This is a genomic window from Herbaspirillum huttiense (genome assembly GCF_047300815.1).
Classification (GTDB): domain Bacteria; phylum Pseudomonadota; class Gammaproteobacteria; order Burkholderiales; family Burkholderiaceae_D; genus Herbaspirillum; species Herbaspirillum huttiense_A.
On sequence record NZ_CP178608.1, the window covers coordinates 3789555 to 3811038 of the forward strand.

At 63.8% G+C, this 21484-nt stretch carries 17 protein-coding genes; 1 reads left to right on the forward strand and 16 read right to left on the reverse strand.

The genetic code is table 11. From position 1 onward, the window contains the following. Positions 1–101 precede the first annotated feature (101 nt). The 15 genes from folC to ACLRDN_RS17430 form a co-directional block, all read right to left on the reverse strand. A complete protein-coding gene (folC, locus tag ACLRDN_RS17360) occupies positions 102–1415 on the reverse strand; it encodes a bifunctional tetrahydrofolate synthase/dihydrofolate synthase (RefSeq protein ID WP_088754952.1) in 1314 nt (437 codons plus the stop codon). A 138-nt stretch (positions 1416–1553) separates the two neighbouring features. Continuing rightward, a complete protein-coding gene (accD, locus tag ACLRDN_RS17365) occupies positions 1554–2423 on the reverse strand; it encodes an acetyl-CoA carboxylase, carboxyltransferase subunit beta (RefSeq protein ID WP_034331674.1) in 870 nt (289 codons plus the stop codon). Positions 2424–2621: 198 nt separating this feature from the next. Continuing rightward, positions 2622–3419: a tryptophan synthase subunit alpha gene (gene trpA / locus ACLRDN_RS17370; protein WP_413457302.1), complete on the reverse strand. Its 798-nt coding sequence runs from the start codon at positions 3417–3419 to the stop codon at positions 2622–2624. Positions 3420–3495: 76 nt separating this feature from the next. Beyond that, entirely contained in the window at positions 3496–4755 is a 1260-nt protein-coding gene (trpB, locus tag ACLRDN_RS17375; RefSeq protein ID WP_413457303.1) for a tryptophan synthase subunit beta, read from the reverse strand. 31 nt (positions 4756–4786) lie between these two features. Then, on the reverse strand, positions 4787–5455 hold the full coding sequence (locus tag ACLRDN_RS17380; protein ID WP_252695334.1) for a phosphoribosylanthranilate isomerase: 669 nt from the start codon (positions 5453–5455) through the stop codon (positions 4787–4789). 50 nt (positions 5456–5505) lie between these two features. Beyond that, positions 5506–6414 carry a tRNA pseudouridine synthase A gene (locus ACLRDN_RS17385; RefSeq protein ID WP_413457304.1) on the reverse strand — a complete coding sequence of 303 codons (909 nt, stop codon included), beginning with the start codon at positions 6412–6414 and terminating at the stop codon, positions 5506–5508. Positions 6415–6577: 163 nt separating this feature from the next. After that, entirely contained in the window at positions 6578–9289 is a 2712-nt protein-coding gene (locus ACLRDN_RS17390) for a FimV/HubP family polar landmark protein (protein WP_413457305.1), read from the reverse strand. A gap of 457 nt (positions 9290–9746) precedes the next feature. After that, a complete protein-coding gene (gene asd / locus ACLRDN_RS17395; RefSeq protein WP_413457306.1) occupies positions 9747–10859 on the reverse strand; it encodes an aspartate-semialdehyde dehydrogenase in 1113 nt (370 codons plus the stop codon). Positions 10860–10979: 120 nt separating this feature from the next. After that, positions 10980–12050 carry a 3-isopropylmalate dehydrogenase gene (leuB, locus tag ACLRDN_RS17400; protein ID WP_017452965.1) on the reverse strand — a complete coding sequence of 357 codons (1071 nt, stop codon included), beginning with the start codon at positions 12048–12050 and terminating at the stop codon, positions 10980–10982. Positions 12051–12143: 93 nt separating this feature from the next. Next, positions 12144–12791, reverse strand: a complete 648-nt coding sequence (gene leuD, locus ACLRDN_RS17405; protein ID WP_039784672.1) for a 3-isopropylmalate dehydratase small subunit — start codon at positions 12789–12791, stop codon at positions 12144–12146. An 87-nt stretch (positions 12792–12878) separates the two neighbouring features. Further along, a complete protein-coding gene (gene leuC / locus ACLRDN_RS17410) occupies positions 12879–14279 on the reverse strand; it encodes a 3-isopropylmalate dehydratase large subunit (RefSeq protein ID WP_413457307.1) in 1401 nt (466 codons plus the stop codon). Between the two features lie 232 nt (positions 14280–14511). Then, entirely contained in the window at positions 14512–15333 is an 822-nt protein-coding gene (locus tag ACLRDN_RS17415) for a M48 family metallopeptidase (RefSeq protein ID WP_413457308.1), read from the reverse strand. A 175-nt stretch (positions 15334–15508) separates the two neighbouring features. After that, positions 15509–16597 carry a chorismate synthase gene (gene aroC / locus ACLRDN_RS17420; RefSeq protein WP_413457309.1) on the reverse strand — a complete coding sequence of 363 codons (1089 nt, stop codon included), beginning with the start codon at positions 16595–16597 and terminating at the stop codon, positions 15509–15511. Between the two features lie 96 nt (positions 16598–16693). Then, the gene (locus ACLRDN_RS17425; protein WP_413457310.1) at positions 16694–18583 is read right to left on the reverse strand and encodes an MFS transporter; all 1890 of its coding nucleotides are present in this window, start codon (positions 18581–18583) and stop codon (positions 16694–16696) included. A 183-nt stretch (positions 18584–18766) separates the two neighbouring features. Further along, positions 18767–19228 (reverse strand): CBS domain-containing protein, encoded by a 462-nt coding sequence (locus tag ACLRDN_RS17430; protein ID WP_008330875.1) that lies wholly within the window; start codon positions 19226–19228, stop codon positions 18767–18769. Positions 19229–19543: 315 nt separating this feature from the next. On the opposite strand from ACLRDN_RS17430, the gene ACLRDN_RS17435 reads away from it, so the two are divergent. Beyond that, complete coding sequence (locus tag ACLRDN_RS17435) at positions 19544–19864, forward strand: Mpo1-like protein (RefSeq protein WP_413457311.1); 321 nt, start codon at positions 19544–19546, stop codon at positions 19862–19864. A gap of 53 nt (positions 19865–19917) precedes the next feature. Here ACLRDN_RS17435 and ACLRDN_RS17440 read toward each other — a convergent pair whose 3' ends face one another. Continuing rightward, the gene (locus ACLRDN_RS17440; RefSeq protein WP_413457312.1) at positions 19918–21300 is read right to left on the reverse strand and encodes a YihY family inner membrane protein; all 1383 of its coding nucleotides are present in this window, start codon (positions 21298–21300) and stop codon (positions 19918–19920) included. Positions 21301–21484 lie beyond the last annotated feature (184 nt).

Here is a 21484-nt window from a genome sequence, read left to right on the forward strand (position 1 = left end):
GTCGTCTTGAATTGATCTGGAAATCGTGGAAAACCTGCCTGGCCACTCAGGTCCTGGCACCGCCTGGCAAGGGCGGCCGGCTCCGGAACGCGGGTTCGGGATCAGTGCAGACCGGGGCGGCGCGCCTGCATGACGCCGGCTACGGTCAGGAAGGACCCGAAAACCACAATTCTATCATTCTCCCCTGCTCTGCTTAATGCATTTGCATACGCCTCGGCCGGCGTAGTGAAGGTTTCTACGCTGCGTGCCGCGTCCCGCCTGAATTCCGGCTGCACGCCGGCCCCCAGCAGGGCTTCCTTGAGCTGTTGCGCGCTGGCCGCGCGCGGCAGCGGCAGATCGGTCACGCACCAGTGGTCGATCTTGTCCTTGAGGTGGCCGATGACGCCTTCGATGTCCTTGTCCAGCATCGAGCCGAACACCGCATAGGTGTAGGGGTGGAAGCCCATGTTGTCCAGGTTCTGCGCCAGCGTGGCGGCCGCATGCGGGTTGTGGGCCACGTCCAGGATCACCAGCGGCTGGCCCGGCAGCACCTGGAAGCGGCCAGGCAGTTCCACCGTGGCCAGGCCGGTGCGCACTTCCTGGGCACCCACCGGCAACACTTCGCGCAGGGCTTCCAGCGCGGCCAATGCGGCCGAGGCATTCAGGATCTGGTTGGCACCGCGCAGGCTGGGATAGGCCAGCGAATTGCGGCGCATGCCGCGTCCGCCATAGGCCCATTGCTGCTTGTCGCCTTGGTAGTTGAAGTCGCGGCCCATGAGCCACAGGTCGGCACCGATCTTCTCGGCGTGGGCGATGAGCGACTTGGGCGGCACCGGGTCGCCGCACACGGCCACCTTGCCGGGACGGAAAATGCCGGCCTTCTCGAATCCGATCTCTTCGCGGGTCTCGCCCAGGTATTCGGTATGGTCGATGTCGATGCTGGTGACGATGGCCACATCGGCATCGATCACGTTGACCGCATCCAGGCGGCCACCCAGGCCGACTTCCAGGATCACTACATCCTGCTTGGCATCGGCCAGCAGCTTCATGATGGCCAGGGTGGTGAATTCGAAATAGGTCAGCGAGATGTCGCCGCGCTGCGCTTCCACCGCCTCGAAGGCAGCAATCAGCTGGGCATCGCTGGCCATGTCGCCGGACAGGCGCGCGCGTTCATTGAAATGCAGGAAATGCGGCTTGATGTACAGGCCCACGCGATAACCGGCGCGCAGCAGGATGGATTCCAGCATGGCGCAGGTGGACCCCTTGCCATTGGTGCCAGCCACCATGATGACGGGGCAGTCGAAGCGGATGTCGAGCTTTTCCTTCACCGCCTGCACGCGGTCCAGGCCCATGTCGATCTGCTTGAAGTGGCGTTGTTCCAGCAGGGCCAGCCATTCGTTCAAGGTGGCGGGAGTCGGGGAGGCTTGGGAAGTCATGGCGCGTCTCGGTCGGTGAAGCTGCTGCTCGAAAAACGGATTACGGATTACGGAATACGGATCAGGGCTTGCGGATGTCGAAAAGACAAAGCCCGGATTTGCACTTCTGCAAATCCGGGCCTGAAGTATAGCGGCTAATCAGGAAACCGTTTCGGCGGACTGATTTTGCAGCAGGGCCAGCAGATGGGCGATTTCCTCGCGCATCTTGCGGCGGTCGACGATCATGTCGATGGCGCCCTTGGTGACCAGGAATTCAGCACGCTGGAAGCCTTCGGGCAGCTTCTCGCGCACCGTGTTCTCGATCACGCGCGGACCGGCAAAGCCGATCAGTGCCTTGGGTTCGGCCATCACCACGTCGCCCATGAAGGCGAAGGACGCCGAGACGCCGCCCATGGTCGGGTCGGTCAGCACGCTGATGAAGGGCAGCTTCTTTTCCGACAGCTTGGTCAGCATGGCGGTGGTCTTGGCCATCTGCATCAGCGACAGCAGGCCTTCCTGCATGCGCGCACCGCCCGTGGCGGTGATGCAGATGAAGGGAACCTTCTGTTCCAATGCGGCCTGGGCACCGCGCGCAAAGCGCTCGCCGACCACGGAGCCCATGGAACCGCCCATGAATTCGAACTCGAAGCAGGCCACCACGACCGGCAGGGTCATGATGGCGCCGCCCATGACCACCATGGCGTCGGTTTCGCCGGTGGATTCCATGGCGTCCTTGAGGCGATCAGGGTACTTCTTGCTGTCCTTGAACTTCAGGGTATCGACCGGCAGGGCTTCCTGGCCGATCTCATAGCGGCCGCCTTCGTCGAGCAGGGCATCGAGACGAGCGCGGGCGCGGATGCGCATGTGGTGGCTGCACTTGGGGCAGACATGCAGGTTCGATTCCAGGTCGGTACGGTACAGCACGGCCTCGCAGGAGGGGCACTTGACCCACAAACCTTCCGGGATGGCTTTGCGGCTGGTGGAGCCGCGTTGAATCTGGGGTGGCAATAACTTCTCGAGCCAGCTCATAGAGACCTCATAGATGTTTCCGGTGGCGCGCATTGTACCAGAGCCCACCGGCGGCGGACGTAAAGCACGGTCATGCTTTCCGGCAAGCAAGAAAATTCACGCTGCCCGGCTGCGCCGTATCAAAAAACAAAGCCCCCGGACGCTGCCGGAGGCTCCTCATTGCGCTCCCCTGCCCTGCCGGGCCCGGGACGCTGCCGCTCAGGCGTCCAGCGCCTGGCGGATGTCGGTGACGAAGGCTTGCACGGCTGCGCAGGCCTTGTCTTGCGGGGTGTTTTCCAGTTCGGCAATGATGCGGCTGCCGATCACGACCCCATCGGCCACGCTGCCGACGGTACGGGCGGTGGCGCCATCACGGATGCCGAAGCCCACCGCGATGGGCAGCTTCACGTGCTGGCGGATGGCGGCAATGCGCTCGGCCACTTCGGCCGTGTCGATATGGCCGGCGCCGGTGACGCCCTTCAACGAAACGTAATAGCAGAAGCCGCTGCTGACGGCCGCCACCTGGCGGATACGTTCTTCCGAGGAGGTCGGGGCCAGCAGGAAGATCGGGTCCATGCCCTTGGCCTGCATCTTTTGGGAGAATTCTTCACATTCCTCGGGCGGATAATCCACCACGATGGTGCCATCCACGCCCGCCTCGCTGGCTGCTGCGATGAAGGCATCCACGCCAAAGCGTTCGATGGGGTTGGCATAGCCCATCAGCACGATGGGGGTGTGGCTGTTTGTCTTGCGGAATTCGCGTACATAGCCCAGCACATCGTGGGTGCTGATGCCGAACTTCAGCGCGCGTTCGCAGGCGCGCTGGATCACCGGGCCTTCGGCCATCGGGTCTGAGAACGGCACGCCCAGTTCGAGGATGTCGACGCCGCCAGCCACCAGCGCATGCAGCAGCGGCACGGTCAGCTCGGGGGCCGGGTCACCGGCCGTAATGAAGGTAATGAGCGCCTTGCGCTTCTGCTCGGCCAGTTGGGAGAAGGTGGTCTGGATTCTGGACATGATGAAATGAATTGTTTTGTCGAAACCACCGGCCGGCCCCGCAGGACCGGCCGGCACGTGCGGGCCGGCCCCGGGATCAGGCCTGATGCTGCTGCACGGTATGCATGTCCTTGTCGCCACGGCCGGACAGGTTGACCAGCACGATCTGGTCGCGGGGCAGTGTGGCCGCCAGCTTGGCCGCATGGGCCAGGGCATGGCTGGACTCCAGCGCCGGGATGATGCCTTCGATGCGGCAGCAGTTATGGAAGGCTTCCAGCGCTTCTTCATCAGTGATGCAGGCGTAGCTGGCGCGAGCGCTGTCCTTCAGCCAGGCGTGTTCCGGACCCACGCCCGGATAATCCAGGCCGGCCGAGACCGAATGGGTCTCGATGATCTGGCCGTTGGCATCCTGCAGCAGGTAAGTGCGGTTGCCGTGCAGCACGCCGGGCGAGCCCAGGGTCAGCGAGGCCGAGTGACGGCCGGTGTCCAGGCCATCGCCGGCGGCTTCCACGCCGACCAGCTTGACGTCCGGATAGTCGATGTAGGGATAGAAGATACCCATGGCGTTGGAACCGCCACCGACGCAGGCCACCACGTAATCCGGCTGGCGCGAGGCGATTTCCGGCATCTGCTGGATGCATTCGTTGCCGATCACCGACTGGAAGTCGCGCACCATCATCGGATAGGGGTGCGGACCGGCGACGGTACCGATGATGTAGAAGGTGGTCTCGACGTTGGTGACCCAGTCGCGCATGGCTTCATTGAGCGCATCCTTCAAGGTCTTGGAGCCGGATTCCACCGGCACCACCTTGGCACCCAGCAGGTTCATGCGGTAGACGTTCTGCAGCTGGCGCTTCACGTCTTCGCTGCCCATGTAGACGATGCATTCCATGCCGAAACGCGCACAGATGGTGGCAGTGGCGACGCCGTGCTGGCCGGCGCCGGTCTCGGCGATGATGCGCTTCTTGCCCATGCGCTTGGCCAGCAAGGCCTGGCCGATCACGTTGTTGATCTTGTGGGCGCCAGTGTGGTTCAGGTCTTCGCGCTTGAAGTAGATCTGCGCGCCGCCGGCGATCTCGGACCAGCGCTTGGCGTGATACACCGGGCTGGGGCGGCCGACGAAATGCTTCAGTTCGGTGTGGAATTCGGCCAGGAACTGTTCATCGTGCTGATACTTCGCATACGCATCGCGCAGCTCGTTCAAGGCCAGGGTCAGCGTCTCGGAGACGAAGCTGCCGCCGTAGGGGCCGAAGTGGCCGCGGGCGTCGGGCAGGTTGTAATGGGTCGTCTGGTGCAGGGCGGCGGCGGGAATGGCTTGACGCTCGGCGAAACCGCCGAGGGGATTCAATTCTTTCATGATGTTCCTCTGAAACTCGTTGGGAGGTGTGCTACGCGGGGGTAGCATCGGCCAGACGCACGGCCTGGATGAAGGCCTCTATCCTGGCGGCATCCTTGATGCCCTTGGCGGCTTCGACGCCACTGCTGATGTCGACCGCGTAGGGGCGAACGCCGGCCACCGCCTCAGTGACGTTGTGTACGCTCAAGCCACCACTCAAAACGGCCCGAGGCGCGAGTTCTTTTGGAATGAGAGACCAATCGAAAACCTTTCCGCTGCCGCCATACTCCTCGACCAGGGTGTCGAGCAGCAGTCCGGTAAAAAACGGACTGGCAGAGCGATATGCCTGCTCGTATTCTAACAAATCCGCGGGCTGCGTCGAACTTCCTATTCTGGCCGCGCGTATGAAGGGTCTGACAACGGCCCGGGCGATGGCGGCGCACTGCTCGGGCGTCTCGTCGCCGTGGAACTGCAGCACCGTGAGCGGCGCCTCGGCCAGTACCTGCTGCACCTCTTCCAGGGTCGGATTGACGAACAGCCCGACGATGCTCACGAAAGGCGGCACCGCACGGGCCAGCTCGCCGGCACGCTGCGGCGTCACGTAGCGCGGGCTCTTGGGATAGAACACCAGGCCCAGCGCATCGGCGCCGGCGGCCACGGTGGCGCGGACATCCTCTTCACGGGTCAGGCCACAGATCTTGATGCGGGTACGAAAGCTCATGGAGATTGCCTCATGGGTGAAAACTTCTACTGGTCTTGCTCCTGACAGGCTTACAGCCAGGGCCAGGAACGCGCCTCCTGCGGCAGCGCCCAGCTATCCGGGTAGTCGACCCGCGCCAGGTACAGGCCGTCTGGCATGAAGGTCGGTGCGGCGCGGCTGCGGTCGCGCAGGGCCAGCACCTCCCCCATCCATTCCGGTCCCTGCTTGCCGCTGCCGACCACGATGAGCGAACCGACGATGTTGCGCACCATGTGGTGCAGGAAGGCATTGGCCTTGAGGGTGAAGACGATCATGTCGCCGTGGCGGCGCACGGCGATGCTTTCCATCTTGCGTACCGGCGACTTGGCCTGGCACTCCACGGCACGGAAGCTGGTGAAGTCATGTTCACCGATCAGGTGTTGCGCGGCGCGGTGCATGCGGTCCGCGTCCAGCGGGCGGAAGGTCCAGCCAGCCTTGCCGGACAACAGCGGAGAACGTACTGCGTGGTTGTAGAGCACGTAGTGATAGGTGCGGGCGATGGCCGAAAAACGTGCATGGAAGCCGAACTGCGCCAGGCTCTCGGCCCCTTCCCGCTCGGCCCCGTGCAACTCGGCCGCCTGGGCCGCGGCGCTGGCGCCGGCGATGGCCGCGTCATCCACCCAGGGCAGTTCGCAAGCCCAGCGCACCGCGATCGTGGGCGGCAAAAACGCATTGGTGCCACGTACCCAGGAAAAGCTGTCGCGGGCAATGGCCGTGTCGAAATGCACGACCTGCTCCAGCGCGTGCACACCCGAATCGGTACGGCCGGCGCAGGTGGTGGCAATCGGGGTCGTGCTGAAGCGCCGCAGGGCAGCTTCCAGCTGGTCCTGCACGGTCTGGCGGTGCGGCTGGGTCTGCCAGCCCTGCCAGCTGGCGCCGTCGTATTGCACGCCCAGCACCACACGGCGCAGGCCCTCGGACGGGGAAGAAAGTTCTGTCATGGATGTTCACTGCCTGCCGCCAGCGGCCGGGGTCCTGCGCAAGCCTGCAGAAAGCTTCATACAGCCCGCACACCACGGTCTGGCGGCACGATAAAAAACGAACGGGCAGCTCATGCGAGCTGCCCGCGAGATGAAGCTATTGTAATCGCTCCCAGGCCCGTAATCAGCCCAGGGCGGCGATCATGGCCTTGGCGCGTGCCACCTGGGCGTCGTTGCCGCCGCGCATCACTTCTTCCAGCAATTCGCGGGCACCTTCCTTGTCGCCAATTTCTTCATAGGCGGCGGCCAGGTCCAGCTTGGTGGTCATTTCCTGCTCGAAGGCCGATTCCTCGTCCTCTTCCAGGATGTTGGCCGCCGACGGGGCCGGGGTGTCTTCCGGCAGGCTCAGGTCGAGGTCGGCCAGGGCCGTGGCAGCCGGCGCATCCTCCAGGCTGTCCAGCAGCATCGAGGCCGAGGCCGCGCCGCTGGAGGCCGGCAGGATGGGCTCGTCGGCATCCGGCTTGGCGCCGTTTTCCAGATCCAGGTCGAAATCGATGTCGCGGCCCAGGTCCATGGCAGCGGCCGGTGCCGGATTGGCGTCCGGCTGTACCTCGGCGGCCTTGAAGTCGGACAGGTCGAATTCCATGCCCGGCGCTTCTTCCGGCTCAGGCTCCGGTTCGGCCGGTGTGCCGCCATACAGCGGATTGGTCGGATCGATGGACAGGCCCAGCGCCGCGGCCTTGACCCAGGCCTCGTTGAGGCCTCCGCTCAGGGCATGCAGGTTCAGCGCCACGCGATTGAAATTGTCCACGTCGCCGCGCTTGGCGTAGATCTCCAGCAACTTGGCGTGCAGGGCCTGGCGCTCGGGCTGCGTCTGCAGGGCCAGCTTGAGGATGTCCTCGGCCTGTTCGTCGCGGCCGTAGGCGATGTACATGTCGGCCTCGGCGATCGGATCGACCGGAGCCTCCTCCACCACTGCCGCCTCGACCGGGGCCGCAACGGGCTCCACGACCGGTTCGGCTTCGGGCTCCGGTTCAGGCTCGGCCACCGGGACGGCGGCCGCTACGACAGGTTCGGGGGAAGGGGCAGGCTCAGGCTCGCTGGCAGGTTCAGCCGGTCCGTCCTCGGACTTCTTCTTGCGGCGGCGCATGGCCAGCACGCCACCACCGGCGGCCAGCAGTGCCACCAGGACCCCTGCTCCGGCCAGGATGTAGGGGTTTTCCTTGATCTTGTCGACGAAACCGCCGGACTTGGCGGACTTGTCCGCCGGTGCGGCCGGGGTCGGTGCCGGGGTGGCCGGTGCAGCCACGGGGGCCGGCGCCGGTGCGGCAGCAGGCGCGGGCTTGTCCTCGGGCTTGGTCTCTGTCCCTTCGGCCGGCTTGTCGGCGCCGGGCGCGGCCATGGCAGGCGCTGCTGCCGGCTTGGCGGCCTCGGCCTCCTTCTGTTGCTGGGCGGTCAGCTCGGCGATGGTCTTGTTCTTCAGCTCCAGCAGTTTCTGGAGATTGTCGACGTTCTTTTCCAGGTCCTTGACGCGGTCATTGGCTTCGGCCAGGGCGCGTTCGCTGGCAGCCTTGTCTTCGGCAGCGGCGCCGGCATTGCCGGTCTTGCCACGGGCCTTGCTGGCGCGCGAGAGTTCCAGGCGGTCACGCGCCTCCTGGGTGCCGGAGCGCTCCTCCACCCGCGCCGTGATCTTGCCGCCGCCGCTCTGGCGGTTGCTGCCGGCCTTGCCGGCAGGCGCGTTGGCTACCTGGCCGGCGAGCTTGTTGCGATAGGCATTGAAGTCCTGGGCTTGCGCCACGACCATGCCGCGCGCTTCGTCACGGTCGACGGCCGCGGCCGACGGCTGATCCGGGATCGCCAGGATCTTGCCGGCGCGCAGGCGATTGATGTTGTTGCCCTGGAAGGCATCCGGATTGGCACGGTAAAGCGCAATCAGCATCTGGTCCAGCGACACATTGGCTTGCTGGTTGCGGGCAGCGATGCCAGCCAGGGTGTCGCCCTGCTTGACGCGGTAATCGCCGCTCTTGCCAGTGGCCGGGGCAGCCGCCGCAGCGACGGGCGCCGAAACGCTGCCCGAGGCGGCGGGCGCAGCCGGGGCGGCGGCCATGGCCTCCGGGCTGGCTGAGGCCGGGGTGTTTTCCGGCGCGGCTTGTTGGCGGCGAATCAGTTCTTCAGCCAGTGCGGACGGAGCGGGACGCTCCACGATGCTGGTAGCGGGCTCTTCACCGCTGACCGGAATCGGGGCGCTGGCGGGCGCCGCAGCGGCAGGTGCGGGAGCCGGTGCTGCCGGGGCAGGCTGTGCAGCAGGGGCGGCTGGCGCCGCCGCTGCGGCCGGTGCCGCCGTGGATGCTGCAGCCATTTCCGGCGCAGCGGTGGCGGCGGGAGCGGCCGGCGCAGCGCTGGCAGGCGCAGCGCTCGCAGGCGCATTGCCCGGCGTCAGCGGCGCAACCTGGGCATTGCGTGGGGTCTTGCTGTCCGGCGGGTCCAGCAGGAAGGTGTATTCACGCAGCTGGCGCGATTCGCCCGACCCCAGCTCCAGCAGCAGGTCAACGAAGGGATCGCTGACCGGCTGGGAAGAACTGATGCGGATGAAGTGACGTCCCTGGCGCTGTTCCAGCACGATGGACAAGGAACTGAGGACCGGGTTGTAGTCCATGTTGGCACGGCGGAACGCCTCTGCCGGCGCCAGGCGTGCCGTCAGCTTGCCAGCTTCGGCCGCAGCCACGGAGGTAACCTCGATCTCGGCCCGCAGCGGCTGTCCCAGTGCCGACAGCACGGTCAGCTTGCCCAGGGCGGCGGCTTGCGCCCCCAGCGGCAAGGCCATGGCCAGCGCCAAAGCGGCGCTGAGGGTCTTCATCTGGGATCGGGCAAGCTTCTTATTGGTATTTACAGGCATGTTTTGTTTGGCTTAGAGAAACGTTCCGCTTCAAACCCGTCACGCTGGCCTGGAACCCGGTGCTGGCCCGGGAATGCCGTACAACGCCGTGAATGGGGCAAGTGCCGCGCGGCCTCTGGAGCCGGCCCGCGCCACTCCGATCCTGGCTTGCTGTTGTCACGCCTCTTCTTGCAGGCCAGCGGACCGGAGCAGATCCATTTCATCAAATCCAGCAGGCGCTCAACGAGAGCGCTGCCACTTGTTGGCTTTCATGAAATAGATTGGCTTTTCAACTTATCATCAAGAACTTACACCCGCAAGTGTACTTACTTTCTCAAGATGAGAAAAACCCGCCAGCCTCCACAGGGGTGGAAGCTGGCGGGCTATTGTTGCAGACTGACAACGCGAAAGGCAAGCCTTATTCGCATTGCAGCATCGTCTGCGGCCTGCTGGCCGGGATCGCTCCCGGCCGGCGGCATCACTCCAGATTGCCCAGGATGATGCGCAGCATGCGGCGCAGCGGTTCGGCCGCGCCCCACAGCAGTTGGTCGCCGATGACGAAGGCGGAGAGGTATTCCGGACCCTGGTTCAGCTTGCGCACGCGGCCCACGCCGATTTCCAGGCCGCCGGTGATGGATGCCGGGGTCAGTTCCTTGACCGTGATTGCGCGGTCATTGGGTACCCACTTCACCCACGGGTTGCCGGCACGGATGATGGACTCGATCTCGGCCAAAGGCAGGTCGCGCTTCAACTTGATGGTCAGCGCCAGGCTGTGGCAGCGCATGGCGCCGATACGCACGCACAGGCCGTCCACCGGGATGATCTGCTCGTTGCCCAGGATCTTGTTGACTTCCGCCTGGCCCTTCCACTCTTCCTTGGACTGGCCGTTTTCCAGCTGGGCGTCGATCCAGGGGATCAGGCCGCCAGCCAGGGGCGCACCGAAGAATTCGGTCGGCACGTCTTCACGGATGGTCTTGGCGACCTTGCGGTCGATGTCCAGGATGGCCGAGGACGGGGTGGCCAGCTCTTCAGCCACGGCCGCGTTGATCACGCCCATGCCCTTGAGCAGCTCGCGCATGTGGTTGGCGCCGCCGCCGGAAGCGGCCTGGTAGGTCATGGAGCTGACCCACTCGACCAGGCCTTCCTTGAACAGGCCGCCCACGCCCATCAACAGGATGGAGTTGGTGCAGTTGCCGCCGATGTAGTTCTTCACGCCCTTGGCCAGCGCATCCTTGATGACGTTGTTATTGACCGGATCCAGCACGATCACGGCATCATCCTTCATGCGCAGCGAGGAAGCAGCGTCGATCCAGTAGCCATCCCAGCCAGCCGCGCGCAGCTTGGGGAAGATCTCATTGGTGTAGTCGCCGCCCTGTGCGGTGATGATGATGTCGCATTTCTTCAGCTCTTCAATGCTGTTGGCGTCTTTCAGGGTCGTTGCCGTTTTGGCAAACGACGGCGCCTTGCCGCCCGCATTCGAAGTCGAGAAAAACACCGGTTCGATGTGATCGAAATCACCTTCATCCTGCATGCGTTGCATCAGGACCGAACCCACCATTCCACGCCAGCCAACCAAACCAACCAGTTTCATCATCTTTCCCTATTTAGAACTTCCATGGTGAACAAATCAGATTGAACACATTTGCGCCGGACCATCCGGCATTTCAAGCGCCTGGCCGCACCGATAGGGGGCAGCCAGGCGACGTTGATCTCAGGCGAGGGCCTTGACCACAGCTTCACCCATCTGCTGGGTGTTGACCTTGGTGCAGCCTTCTTCATAAATATCGGCGGTGCGCAGACCTTGCGCAAGCACTTTCTTCACGGCGTTCTCGATGCGGTCGGCCTGCTCGGCACGGTTCAAGGAGAAGCGCAGCATCATCGCTGCCGACAGGATGGTCGCCAGCGGATTGGCGATGCCCTTACCGGCGATATCGGGTGCCGAACCGTGCGAAGGTTCATACAAGCCCTTGTTGTTGGCATCCAGCGAGGCCGAGGGCAGCATGCCGATCGAACCGGTCAGCATGGCCGCCGCGTCCGAGAGGATGTCGCCAAACATGTTGCCGGTGACGATGACGTCGAAGTTCTTCGGCGCCTTCACCAGCTGCATGGCGGCGTTGTCCACATACATGTGCGACAGCTCGACGTCCGGATATTCCTTGCCGACCTCGGTGACGATGTCCTTCCAGAACTGGAAGGTTTCCAGCACATTGGCCTTGTCCACGCTGCACAGGCGCTTGCCGCGCTTGGCGGCGGCCTGGAAGGCGACGTGGGCGATGCGGCGGATTTCCGGTTCCGAATAGCGCATGGTATCAAATCCTTCACGCGCGCCCTTGAAAGGACCATCGGGCGCTTCGCGCATGCCGCGCGGCTGGCCGAAATAGATGTCGCCGTTCAGTTCGCGCACGATCAGGATGTCCAGGTTGGCCACCAGCTCGGGCTTCAGGGAAGAAGCACCGGTCAGCTCCGGATAGCAGATCGCCGGACGGAAGTTGGCGAACAGCTGCAGGTGCTTGCGCAGGCCCAGGATGGCTTGCTCGGGACGCAGGGCGCGTTCCAGCTTGTCGTACTTCCAGTCGCCCACCGCACCGAAGAGAATGGCGTCGGCTTCCTTGGCCAGCTTCAGGGTGCCGTCCGGCAGCGGATGGCCGTGGGCTTCATAGCCGGCGCCGCCGACCGGGGCGGTTTCCATCTCGAACTTCTCGTCCAGGGCATTGAGCACGCGGACGGCTTCGTCGACGATTTCGGGACCGATGCCGTCACCCGGCAGGATAGCAATCTTCATGGCTTCTCTTTCTCAGTGTTTCCAGCGTTCTTGGAATAGTAACGACAAGGGCGGCCATCTGACCGCCCTTTGCTGTTGTCTCGACGATCCTCGTCAGATCGTGTTGCTCAGCCAGGGCTGTTCGTGCAGGTGTTTCTCTTCGTAGGCACGAATGGTGTCGGCTTTGCGTAGGGTCAGGCCAATGTCATCGAAACCGTTCAGCAGGCAGTACTTGCGGAATTCGCTGATGTCGAACGGATAGACTTCGCTGCCATTGGTGGTGCTGACGACCTGCTTTTCCAGGTCGATGACCAGGCGGTAACCCGGGAACGCCTTGACTTCATTGAACAGGTGATCGACCTGTTGTTCGGTCAGGACGATGGGCAGCAGGCCGTTCTTGTAGCAGTTGTTGAAGAAGATGTCGGCGAAGCTGGGCGCGATCACGGCGCGGAAACCGAACTGGTCCAGCGCCCAGGGCGCGTGTTCGCGCGAGGAGCCACAGCCGAAGTTCTTGCGCGACAGCAGGATGGACGCGCCCTGATAGCGCTCCTGGTTGAGCACGAAATCGGGGTTCACCGGACGCTTGCTGTTGTCCATGCCCGGCTCGCCATGGTCCAGGTAACGCCATTCGTCGAACAGGTTGGGGCCGAAGCCGCTGCGCTTGATCGACTTCAGGAATTGCTTGGGGATGATCGCATCGGTATCGACGTTGGCGCGATCCAGCGGCGCCACCAGTCCTTCATGCACGATAAATTTATTCATGAGCTTGACCTTGGGTCGGCGGGATGGCATCCCGCCTTCCTGATTTCTGTTCCAAAACTGCCGCTGCCAGGTGAATCTGCCTGCACCTTACAGCGAACGCACATCCACGAAGTGACCGGCGATGCCTGCTGCCGCGGCCATGGCCGGGCTGACCAGGTGGGTACGGCCGCCGGCGCCCTGGCGACCCTCGAAGTTGCGGTTCGAGGTCGAGGCGCAGCGCTCGCCCGGTTCCAGGCGGTCCGCATTCATGGCCAGGCACATGGAGCAGCCCGGTTCACGCCATTCGAAGCCGGCATCGCGGAAGATCTTGTCCAGGCCTTCACGTTCTGCCTGTTCCTTCACCAGGCCCGAACCCGGCACCACCATCGCCAGCTTGACGTTGGAGGCGCGGAATTTGCCACGCACCACCTTGGCGGCTTCGCGCAGGTCTTCGATGCGGGAATTGGTACAGGAACCGATGAAGACCTTGTCGATGCGGATGTCTTCAATGGGGGTGTTGGGCTTCAGGGCCATGTAGGCCAGGGCCTTTTCCATGCCGTCGCGCTTGGTCGGGTCCTTTTCCTTGTCGGGATCGGGAACGCGGGCGTCGACCGACACCACCATCTCGGGCGAGGTGCCCCAGGTGACTTGCGGCTTGATCTCAGCGGCGTTGAGCGTGACGACCAGGTCGAACTTGGCGCCCTGGTCCGAATGCAGGGTGCGCCAGTACGACACGGCGCGCTCCCAGTGCGGGCCGGAGGGCGAGAAGGGACGGCCCTTCAGGTATTCCAGGGTGACGTCGTCGAAGGCCACCATGCCGGCGCGGGCGCCAGCTTCGATGGCCATGTTGCAGACCGTCATGCGGCCTTCCATGGACAGCGAACGGATGGTCGAGCCCGCGAATTCGATGGCGTAGCCGGTGCCGCCTGCGGTACCGATCTTGCCGATCACGGCCAGCACGATGTCCTTGGCGGTGACGCCGGCCGGCAGCGCGCCGTCGACCTGCACCAGCATGGCCTTGGACTTGCGCGCCAGCAGGGTCTGCGTAGCCAGCACGTGCTCGACTTCGGAGGTGCCGATGCCATGGGCCAGCGCGGCAAACGCGCCGTGGGTGGAGGTGTGCGAATCGCCGCAGACCACCGTCATGCCCGGCAGCGTGGCGCCCTGCTCAGGGCCGATCACGTGCACGATGCCTTGACGCTTGTCGTTCATGCCGAAGTACGTCAGGCTGAATTCTTTAGCATTGCCGTCCAGCGTTTCGACCTGCAGGCGCGAGATCGGGTCGGCGATGCCTTGGGCGCGGTCGGTGGTGGGAACGTTGTGGTCCGCCACCATCAGGTTGGCCGAGTTCCGCCAGGGTTGGCGACCGGCTAGCTTGAGGCCTTCGAAGGCTTGCGGGCTGGTCACTTCATGGAGCAGGTGGCGGTCGATATACAGGATGGCGGTACCGTCATCTTCCGTATGAACGACGTGCGACTCCCAGAGTTTGTCGTAGAGCGTCTTGAGCATGTTGCAGTCCGGCGGAAACGAGAAAGGGATGCTGAACGGGAAAAATAGCATTTGATTATGCCATAAAGCGACAGGTCTGACCTCCCCGCCGTGTTTTCCGCCGCGTTGCAACAACAGAGAATAATGCTGCAAGGCAGCAGAAAAAGCGCAGAACCTGCGGCGCGCATGAAAAAACCGGCATTTCTTCCGGGCGGGAAGCAATGCCGGTTCGGTCTTCCCGAAGGCGCGCGGATCAGCGCTTGCGGGTCTGCTGGTACAGCGGCTCCACGCGCTGGGCGTAGACCGTCAGGTCGGCGATGCGCTCGCTGCTGGAGGGGTGGGTGGACATGAACTTCATCGGCTCATCGCCGCCCAGGCTGGCCATCTTCTGCCACAGCGTGACAGCGGCCTTGGGGTCATAGCCGCCGCGCGCGGCCAGTTCCACGCCGATGCGATCGGCTTCGGTCTCATTGGCGCGCGAGTTGGGCAAGCCCATCAGGCCCATGTACAGGTATTGGCCGCCCTGCTTGCCGACATCGCCCAGGCCCAGCAGCGCGGCGCCGATGGAAATGGCCGAATTGGCCACCACCTGCTGCGAAGCGCGCTCGCGGGCGTGCTCGCGCAGGGCATGGGCGATCTCGTGGCCCATCACGGCGGCCAGTTCATCATCGGTGATCTTGAGCTTGTCGATGAGGCCCGTATAGACCGCGATCTTGCCGCCGGGCATGCACCAGGCATTGGTTTCGTCGGAACTCAGCACGTTGACTTCCCAGTTCCACTTCAACGCATCCGGACGGAATACGCCGGTCTGCGGGATCAGGCGGTTGGCGATGGCGCGCACGCGCTGTGCCTGGGCGGCATTGCGATTGAGCAGTCCCTTGCTCTTGGCCTCGGCCAGTACCTGGGCGTATTCCTTGGCCGAGGACGCTTCCATTTCCGCCGAGGACACCAGCATCTGCTGCTTGCGGTCGATGCCGACGGCACCGCCTTGGGTGGTTTGGACGGTTTCGCAAGCCACCAGCCCCACCAGGGCTGCAGCCAGCAGACTGTTCTTGATGATAGGTTTGAGCACCATGCCCGCCTCCATTTGAGTAATTGATATTGATCCCGGGTCCGGTCTGCTGGCGTGCTTGCTGCCGCCAGTCAGCCGTGAGCCGCTTCGACCTGGCTCTTTGCAAATTGTTTCACACAAGAAAAAACCGGCGACCGCATGCGCGATGGCCGGCTTGCTGGCAGGGCTTGCCGGCCGCTCAGCGCAGGGCCGGCGTCTCCACCTTCACATCGCCGCATTGTGCGCGATGACGCAGGGCGTGATCCATCAGCACAAGGGCCAGCATGGCTTCGGCAATGGGGGTAGCGCGAATGCCCACGCAGGGATCGTGGCGGCCGAAGGTTTCCACCGAGATTGGCTCGCCGTTCTTGTCGATGGACGGGCGCGGCGTGCGGATGCTGGAGGTCGGCTTGATGGCGATGGACGCCGTGATGTCCTGCCCGGTCGAGATGCCGCCCAGGATGCCGCCGGCGTTGTTGCCGACGAAGCCTTCCGGGGTCAGCGCGTCGCCGTGCTCGGAGCCCTTCTGCGCCACCGCAGCGAAACCGGCGCCGATCTCCACGCCCTTGACCGCATTGATGCCCATGAGCGCGTAGGCGATCTCGGCATCGAGCTTGTCATACAGCGGCTCGCCCAAACCCACCGGCACGTTCTGCGCCACCACGTCGATGCGCGCGCCAATGGAATCGCCCTCCTTGCGCAGGGCATCCATGTAGTCTTCCAGGCGCCCGATGATGCTGGCGTTGGCGGCGAAGAAGGGGTTGGTGGGCACGTGTTCCCAGGACTCGAAGGGAATGGCGATCTCGCCCAGTTGGCTCATGCAGCCCTTGAAGGTGGTGCCGTATTTCTCGAACAGCCACTTCTTGGCGATGGCCGCCGCGCCCACTACCGGGGCGGTCAGGCGCGCCGAGGAACGGCCGCCGCCGCGCGGATCGCGGATGCCGTACTTGTGCCAGTAGGTGTAGTCGGCATGGCCGGGACGGAAGGTATCGAGGATGTTGCCGTAATCCTTGCTGCGCTGGTCCTGGTTGCGGATCAAGAGCGCAATCGGGGTGCCGGTGGTCTTGCCTTCGTAGACGCCGGAGAGGATCTCCACCGTATCCGGCTCCTGGCGCTGGGTCACGTGGCGCGAAGTGCCGGGACGGCGGCGGTCCAGTTCCGGCTGGATGTCGGCCTCGGACAGCGTCATGCCCGGGGGGCAGCCATCGATCACGCAGCCGATGGCCGGGCCGTGGGATTCGCCGAAGGTAGTGACGGTGAAGAGCGTGCCGAAGGTATTGCCGGACATGATGGAATTCGCGCAAAAATTGGGGGAAGCCGCGATTCTACCAGCCTCGGGGGCCGCCGACGAGCCGCGCCGGGCGGCGGGCTCGCCCCGGCCGCCTTATTTCCAGTCGCCGCGCAGCGCCCTGACCTGCTCCTGCAGCCCTTCCGGGCTGACCGCCTCGGGTGCGATCGGCTCGCCCACCGCCAGTTCCAGGCGCGAGAACAGCCCGCGCTTGAAGGTGCGCGCCACCGGGTTGCTGGGGTCGCGCGAGAACAGGCTGCCCCACAGCCCGCGCAAAGCCATGGGCAAGACCGGCACCGGGCTGCGGTCGATGATCTTCTGCACGCCGCCCTTGAAGGGATTCAATTCGCCATCGCGGGTCAGCTTGCCTTCCGGGAAGATGCACACCAGTTCACCTTCATGCAGGGCCTGGGCGATGTCGACGAAGGCTTTTTCGGTCAGCCAGGGGTCTTCCTTGACCGGTGCAATCGGGATGGCCCGCACGTTGCGGAACAGCCAGGACATCACCGGAATCCTGAAGATCTGGTGATCCATCACGAAGCGCACCGGGCGCGGGCTGGCGGCCATGATGGCAATCGCATCCACGTAGCTGACGTGATTGCACACCAGTACCGCCGGCCCTTCGTCAGGAATGGCCTGGCCGTTGATGATGCGCACCCGATAAAAGGTATGGATCAGGATCCAGGCCAGGAAGCGGATCAGGAATTCCGGTACCAGCGAGAAGATGTAGACCGCCACCACGCCATTCATGATGGCCGTGGCCAGGAAGATCTGCGGGATCGTCAGCCCGGCCTTGAGCAACACCATGGCCACCAGGGCCGAGACCACCATGAAGAGCGCATTCATGATGTTCATCCCGGCGATGGTGCGCGAGACGTGGGCCGGGTCGCAGCGGGTCTGGATGAGCGCAAACAGCGGCACGATGTACAAGCCGCCGAACAGGCCGATGCCCAGGCAATCGAACAGGATGCGCCAGCTGCCGCCCTGCGCCAGGAAGCCGCCCAGGTCCAGCATGGCCGTCGGCGTGACATAGGCCTGGCTGGCGAAATACAGCTCCAGCCCGAACACCGACAAACCGATCGAGCCGAAGGGCACCAGCCCGATTTCCACCTTGTGCCCGGAGAGCCGCTCGCATAGCAGCGAGCCGGCACCGATACCGACCGAGAACACCGCCAGCAGCAGCACGAAGACGCTGTGATCGCCAAGCAGGTAGTTCTTCGCATAGACGGGGAACTGCGCCAGCATGATGGCGCCGTAGAACCAGAACCAGGAATTGCCCAAGAGCGACAGGAACACCGGCCGGTTGCGGCGCGAATAGCCGAGGTTGCGCACGGTCTCGGTGAAGGGATTCCAGTTCACCTTCAACGCCGGCACCGGGGCCGGCGAGAGCGGAATGCGCAGGCTGGCCAGCCAGCCCAGCACGGCGATGCCGATGGTGATGCCGGCTACCAGGTGCAGGCCCCAGGGCTTGTGCACCACCAGCACCGCCCCCAGGATTTCCCCCAGCAGGATGCCGACGAAGGTGCCCATCTCGATCAAACCATTGCCGCCGACCAGTTCCTCACGCTTCAACTGCTGCGGCAGGTAGGCGTATTTCACCGGCCCGAACAGGGTGGAATGGATGCCCATGCCGATCACGGCGGCGATCAGCAGCCACAGGTGATGGGTCATCCAGCCGTAGGCGGCGATGGCCATGATGGCGATTTCCAGCAGCTTCACGAAGCGCGCCACCCTGCCCTTTTCCAGCTTGTCGGCCAGCTGGCCGGAGGTGGCCGAGAACAGGAAGAAGGGCAGGATGAACAAACCCGGAATGAGGTTGTTGAGCAGGCCCGGATCCATGTCCGTCCACGACAGGGCGTCATAGGTGAGGATGGTCAGCAGCGCCGTCTTGAATACGTTGTCGTTGAGGGCGCCCAGGAACTGGGTCCAGAAGAAGGGAGCGAAGCGCCGTTGGGAGAAAAGCTTGAACTGGCTGTTCTTTTGCATGGGCAGTCAGGTTGAGGGAGCAAGGGCGCAGCCTACGCTGTGCGGTTCAGGATTGGCAACAATACCAAAGGGCAAGAAAAGCGGGCAATAAAAGCGGGCAATAAAAAACCGCTCCATCAGGAACGGTCATGACGACGCCGCCTGCACCCGGCAGGCGGCTACCAGTTTGAACAAGCCAGACGTTCAGCTATTGCCTTCGCGCTCTTCTTCCTCGGCCGGCCAGTCGCGGATGTAGGCCTTGAGCATCTTGTTCTCGAAGCCCTGCGCATCCAGCACCGCCTTGGCCACGTCGTAGAAGGACATCACGCCCAGCACGGTACGGGCTTCCATCACCGGCACGTAGCGCGCGTGCTTTTCCAGCATGATGCGGCGCACTTCGTTCAAGTCGGTATCCGGGGTGACGGTGATGGGGGCATCGTTCATGTGCTTGCGCACGGTCGAACCACCCAGCTCGCCGCCGTTCTTGTGCAGCGTCAGCAGCACTTCACGGAAGGTCAGCATGCCGACCAGGTCGCCGTATTCCATGACGACCAGCGAGCCGATGTCTTTCTCGGCCATGGCGGCCACGGCCTCCTGAATCGGGGTATCCGGCGTGACGGTGAAGAGGATGTTGCCTTTGACCTTGAGGATTTCAGAGACTTTCATGATGTCGTCCTGGTTTGGTTATATGAAGCTGTTTTGACTGTAGGCGATGACGCCGGGAAAATCCAATTCATGGGGGCAACAGGATAACTGATCCTGGCTGCAGCCGCTGTAGATGCCCCCTGCACGCCTCCCTTTGCAGGAAGGAAATCACATGGTACGGGCAAGGGCGACATTTGGGCAACCCGCAAAGACGCTGCTGCGCAGTATTTCCATGCAGAATTTGCGTTTGATAGCTGAAGCTTGCTTCAGCACAAGGATTGCAAACGGGGGCTGCGCTGACTAACCTGAAGAGGTCAGGACTCTCCGGAGAAGACCATGGCCGCTATCCTGCCCGAACGCCATTACGCCAGTTTCAGCGAGTTCTATCCGACCTACCTGAGCGAGCACGCGCACCGGGTCAACCGGCAGCTACACTTCCTGGGGTCGACGCTGGCACTGTTGAGTCTCTTGCTGCTGCTGATCACGCACCAGTGGTGGTGGCTCGCAGTAGCCCTGTTCTGCGGCTATGGTTTTGCCTGGGCCGGGCACTTCATGGTGGAGAAGAACCAGCCAGCCACCTTCCGCCATCCGCTCTATTCCTTCATGGGCGATTGGGTGATGTACTGGCAAATGCTCACGGGGCAGGTCTCGTTTTAGAAACCTTCATATCGCGTCCAAAAACGCCTGAGCCACGCCATGCCGGCGGCGGCTCAGCGCTCCCACAGGCGCCGGCGCGCCTCCAGCGGCACGGCGACGTGCGGCATGGCTGCCACCGTCGCCGCGACGTCTTCCTCGGCGGCCCGGCCGGCCTGGCAGTACTGCTCCAGCGACTGCGCCAGCTCGGCGTCGATGGCCTGCTCTACCCGTGCCACCAGCGCTTCTTCCTCCCCGGCTTCGGCCAATACCGCAGGGTCGAACACGAACAGGCGATAGACCCGCGCCAGCTCGATGGTGCTGGGATTGGCCACCAGGGTCCAGCGGTCCATGTCATCGGTGATGCGGCGGTTCCAGCCGCGGCGGCTGCGGCTGCCGGTATCGGGCTTGACCGAGGCCACCCAGCCCTCTTCGCTCATGCGCGAGAGCAATTGCTGCAGTTCTCCCAGGCCCAGCTTGGTGGCGCGCCGCACCTCGTCCATGCTCACCACGGCCGATTCCACGCCCACGCGGGCCGCATGCAGGAATTTCAGGACCTTGACGGCATCGATGAATTCCGCGCCCGGCGAAGGCACGTGCCACCAGCGTTCATAGCGCACCACCGGCAGCGCTGCGGTGAGCAACGCCCCGAAGAGCGTGATCATCCACATCATGTAGATCCACACCAGGAAGATCGGCAGCACCGCCACCGTGCCATAGACCATGGTGTAGGTCGGGAACTGCAGGATGTAGGCCGCGAAGAGCCGCTTGGCGATTTCCAGCCCGATACCGGCCAGCAAGCCGCCGGCGGCCGCATCGCGCCAGTCCACGGTCTGGTTGGGCACGGTGCTGTAGAGCAGCGTGTAGGCCAGCGTGGAGAGCATCAGCGAGACCAGCGTATAAAAGCTCGCACCCAGCCACGGCAGGCTCTTGACCGCACCGCCAGTGGCGGTCGACAGATACGAGGTCACGCTGATGGAAACCCCGATCAAGAGCGGCCCCAGGGTGATGATGGCCCAGTACACCAGCACGCGCTGCACCAGCGGGCGGGACTTCTTGACGCGCCAGATCTGGTTGAACACGCTCTCGATGGTGGACATGGTCAGCACCGAGGTCAGGATCAAGAGCACCCCGCCCACGGCCGAGATGCGCGCCGATTTGGCGGCGAACTGGTTCAGGTAGCCGAGGATGGTGTTGGCCACGCCCTTGGGCATGAGGTTCTCGACGAAGTAGGCTTCCAGCGAGGCGCGGAAGGTCGAGAACAGCGGGAAGGCCGTAAACAGCGCCAGCGCGATGGTCAGCATCGGCACCAGCGAGAGGATGGTGGTGAAGGTCAGGCTGCCGGCCACTTGCGGCAGGCGGTCCTCGCGCAGTCGCCGGGCGGCGAAGCGCAACAGGTCGCTGAACTGCTCACGGGTCAGACCACGCATATGGGAGAAGGAAAAACGCAAAGAAGACATCCGTTCGACTTCATCAGGGACGCGCATCCCCGGATGCACCGTCCCCTCGGGGTTGAATCAGGCCGCCGCGCAGCAGGCAGGCCTGCAAGGCGCCAGACGGCAAGTTTGGCGATTATCGCCCAAGCGGGCAGCAAAATCCCGCAAAAACGCCGGGCAGACCCAAAGTTTCTGCTTCCTCTTGGGG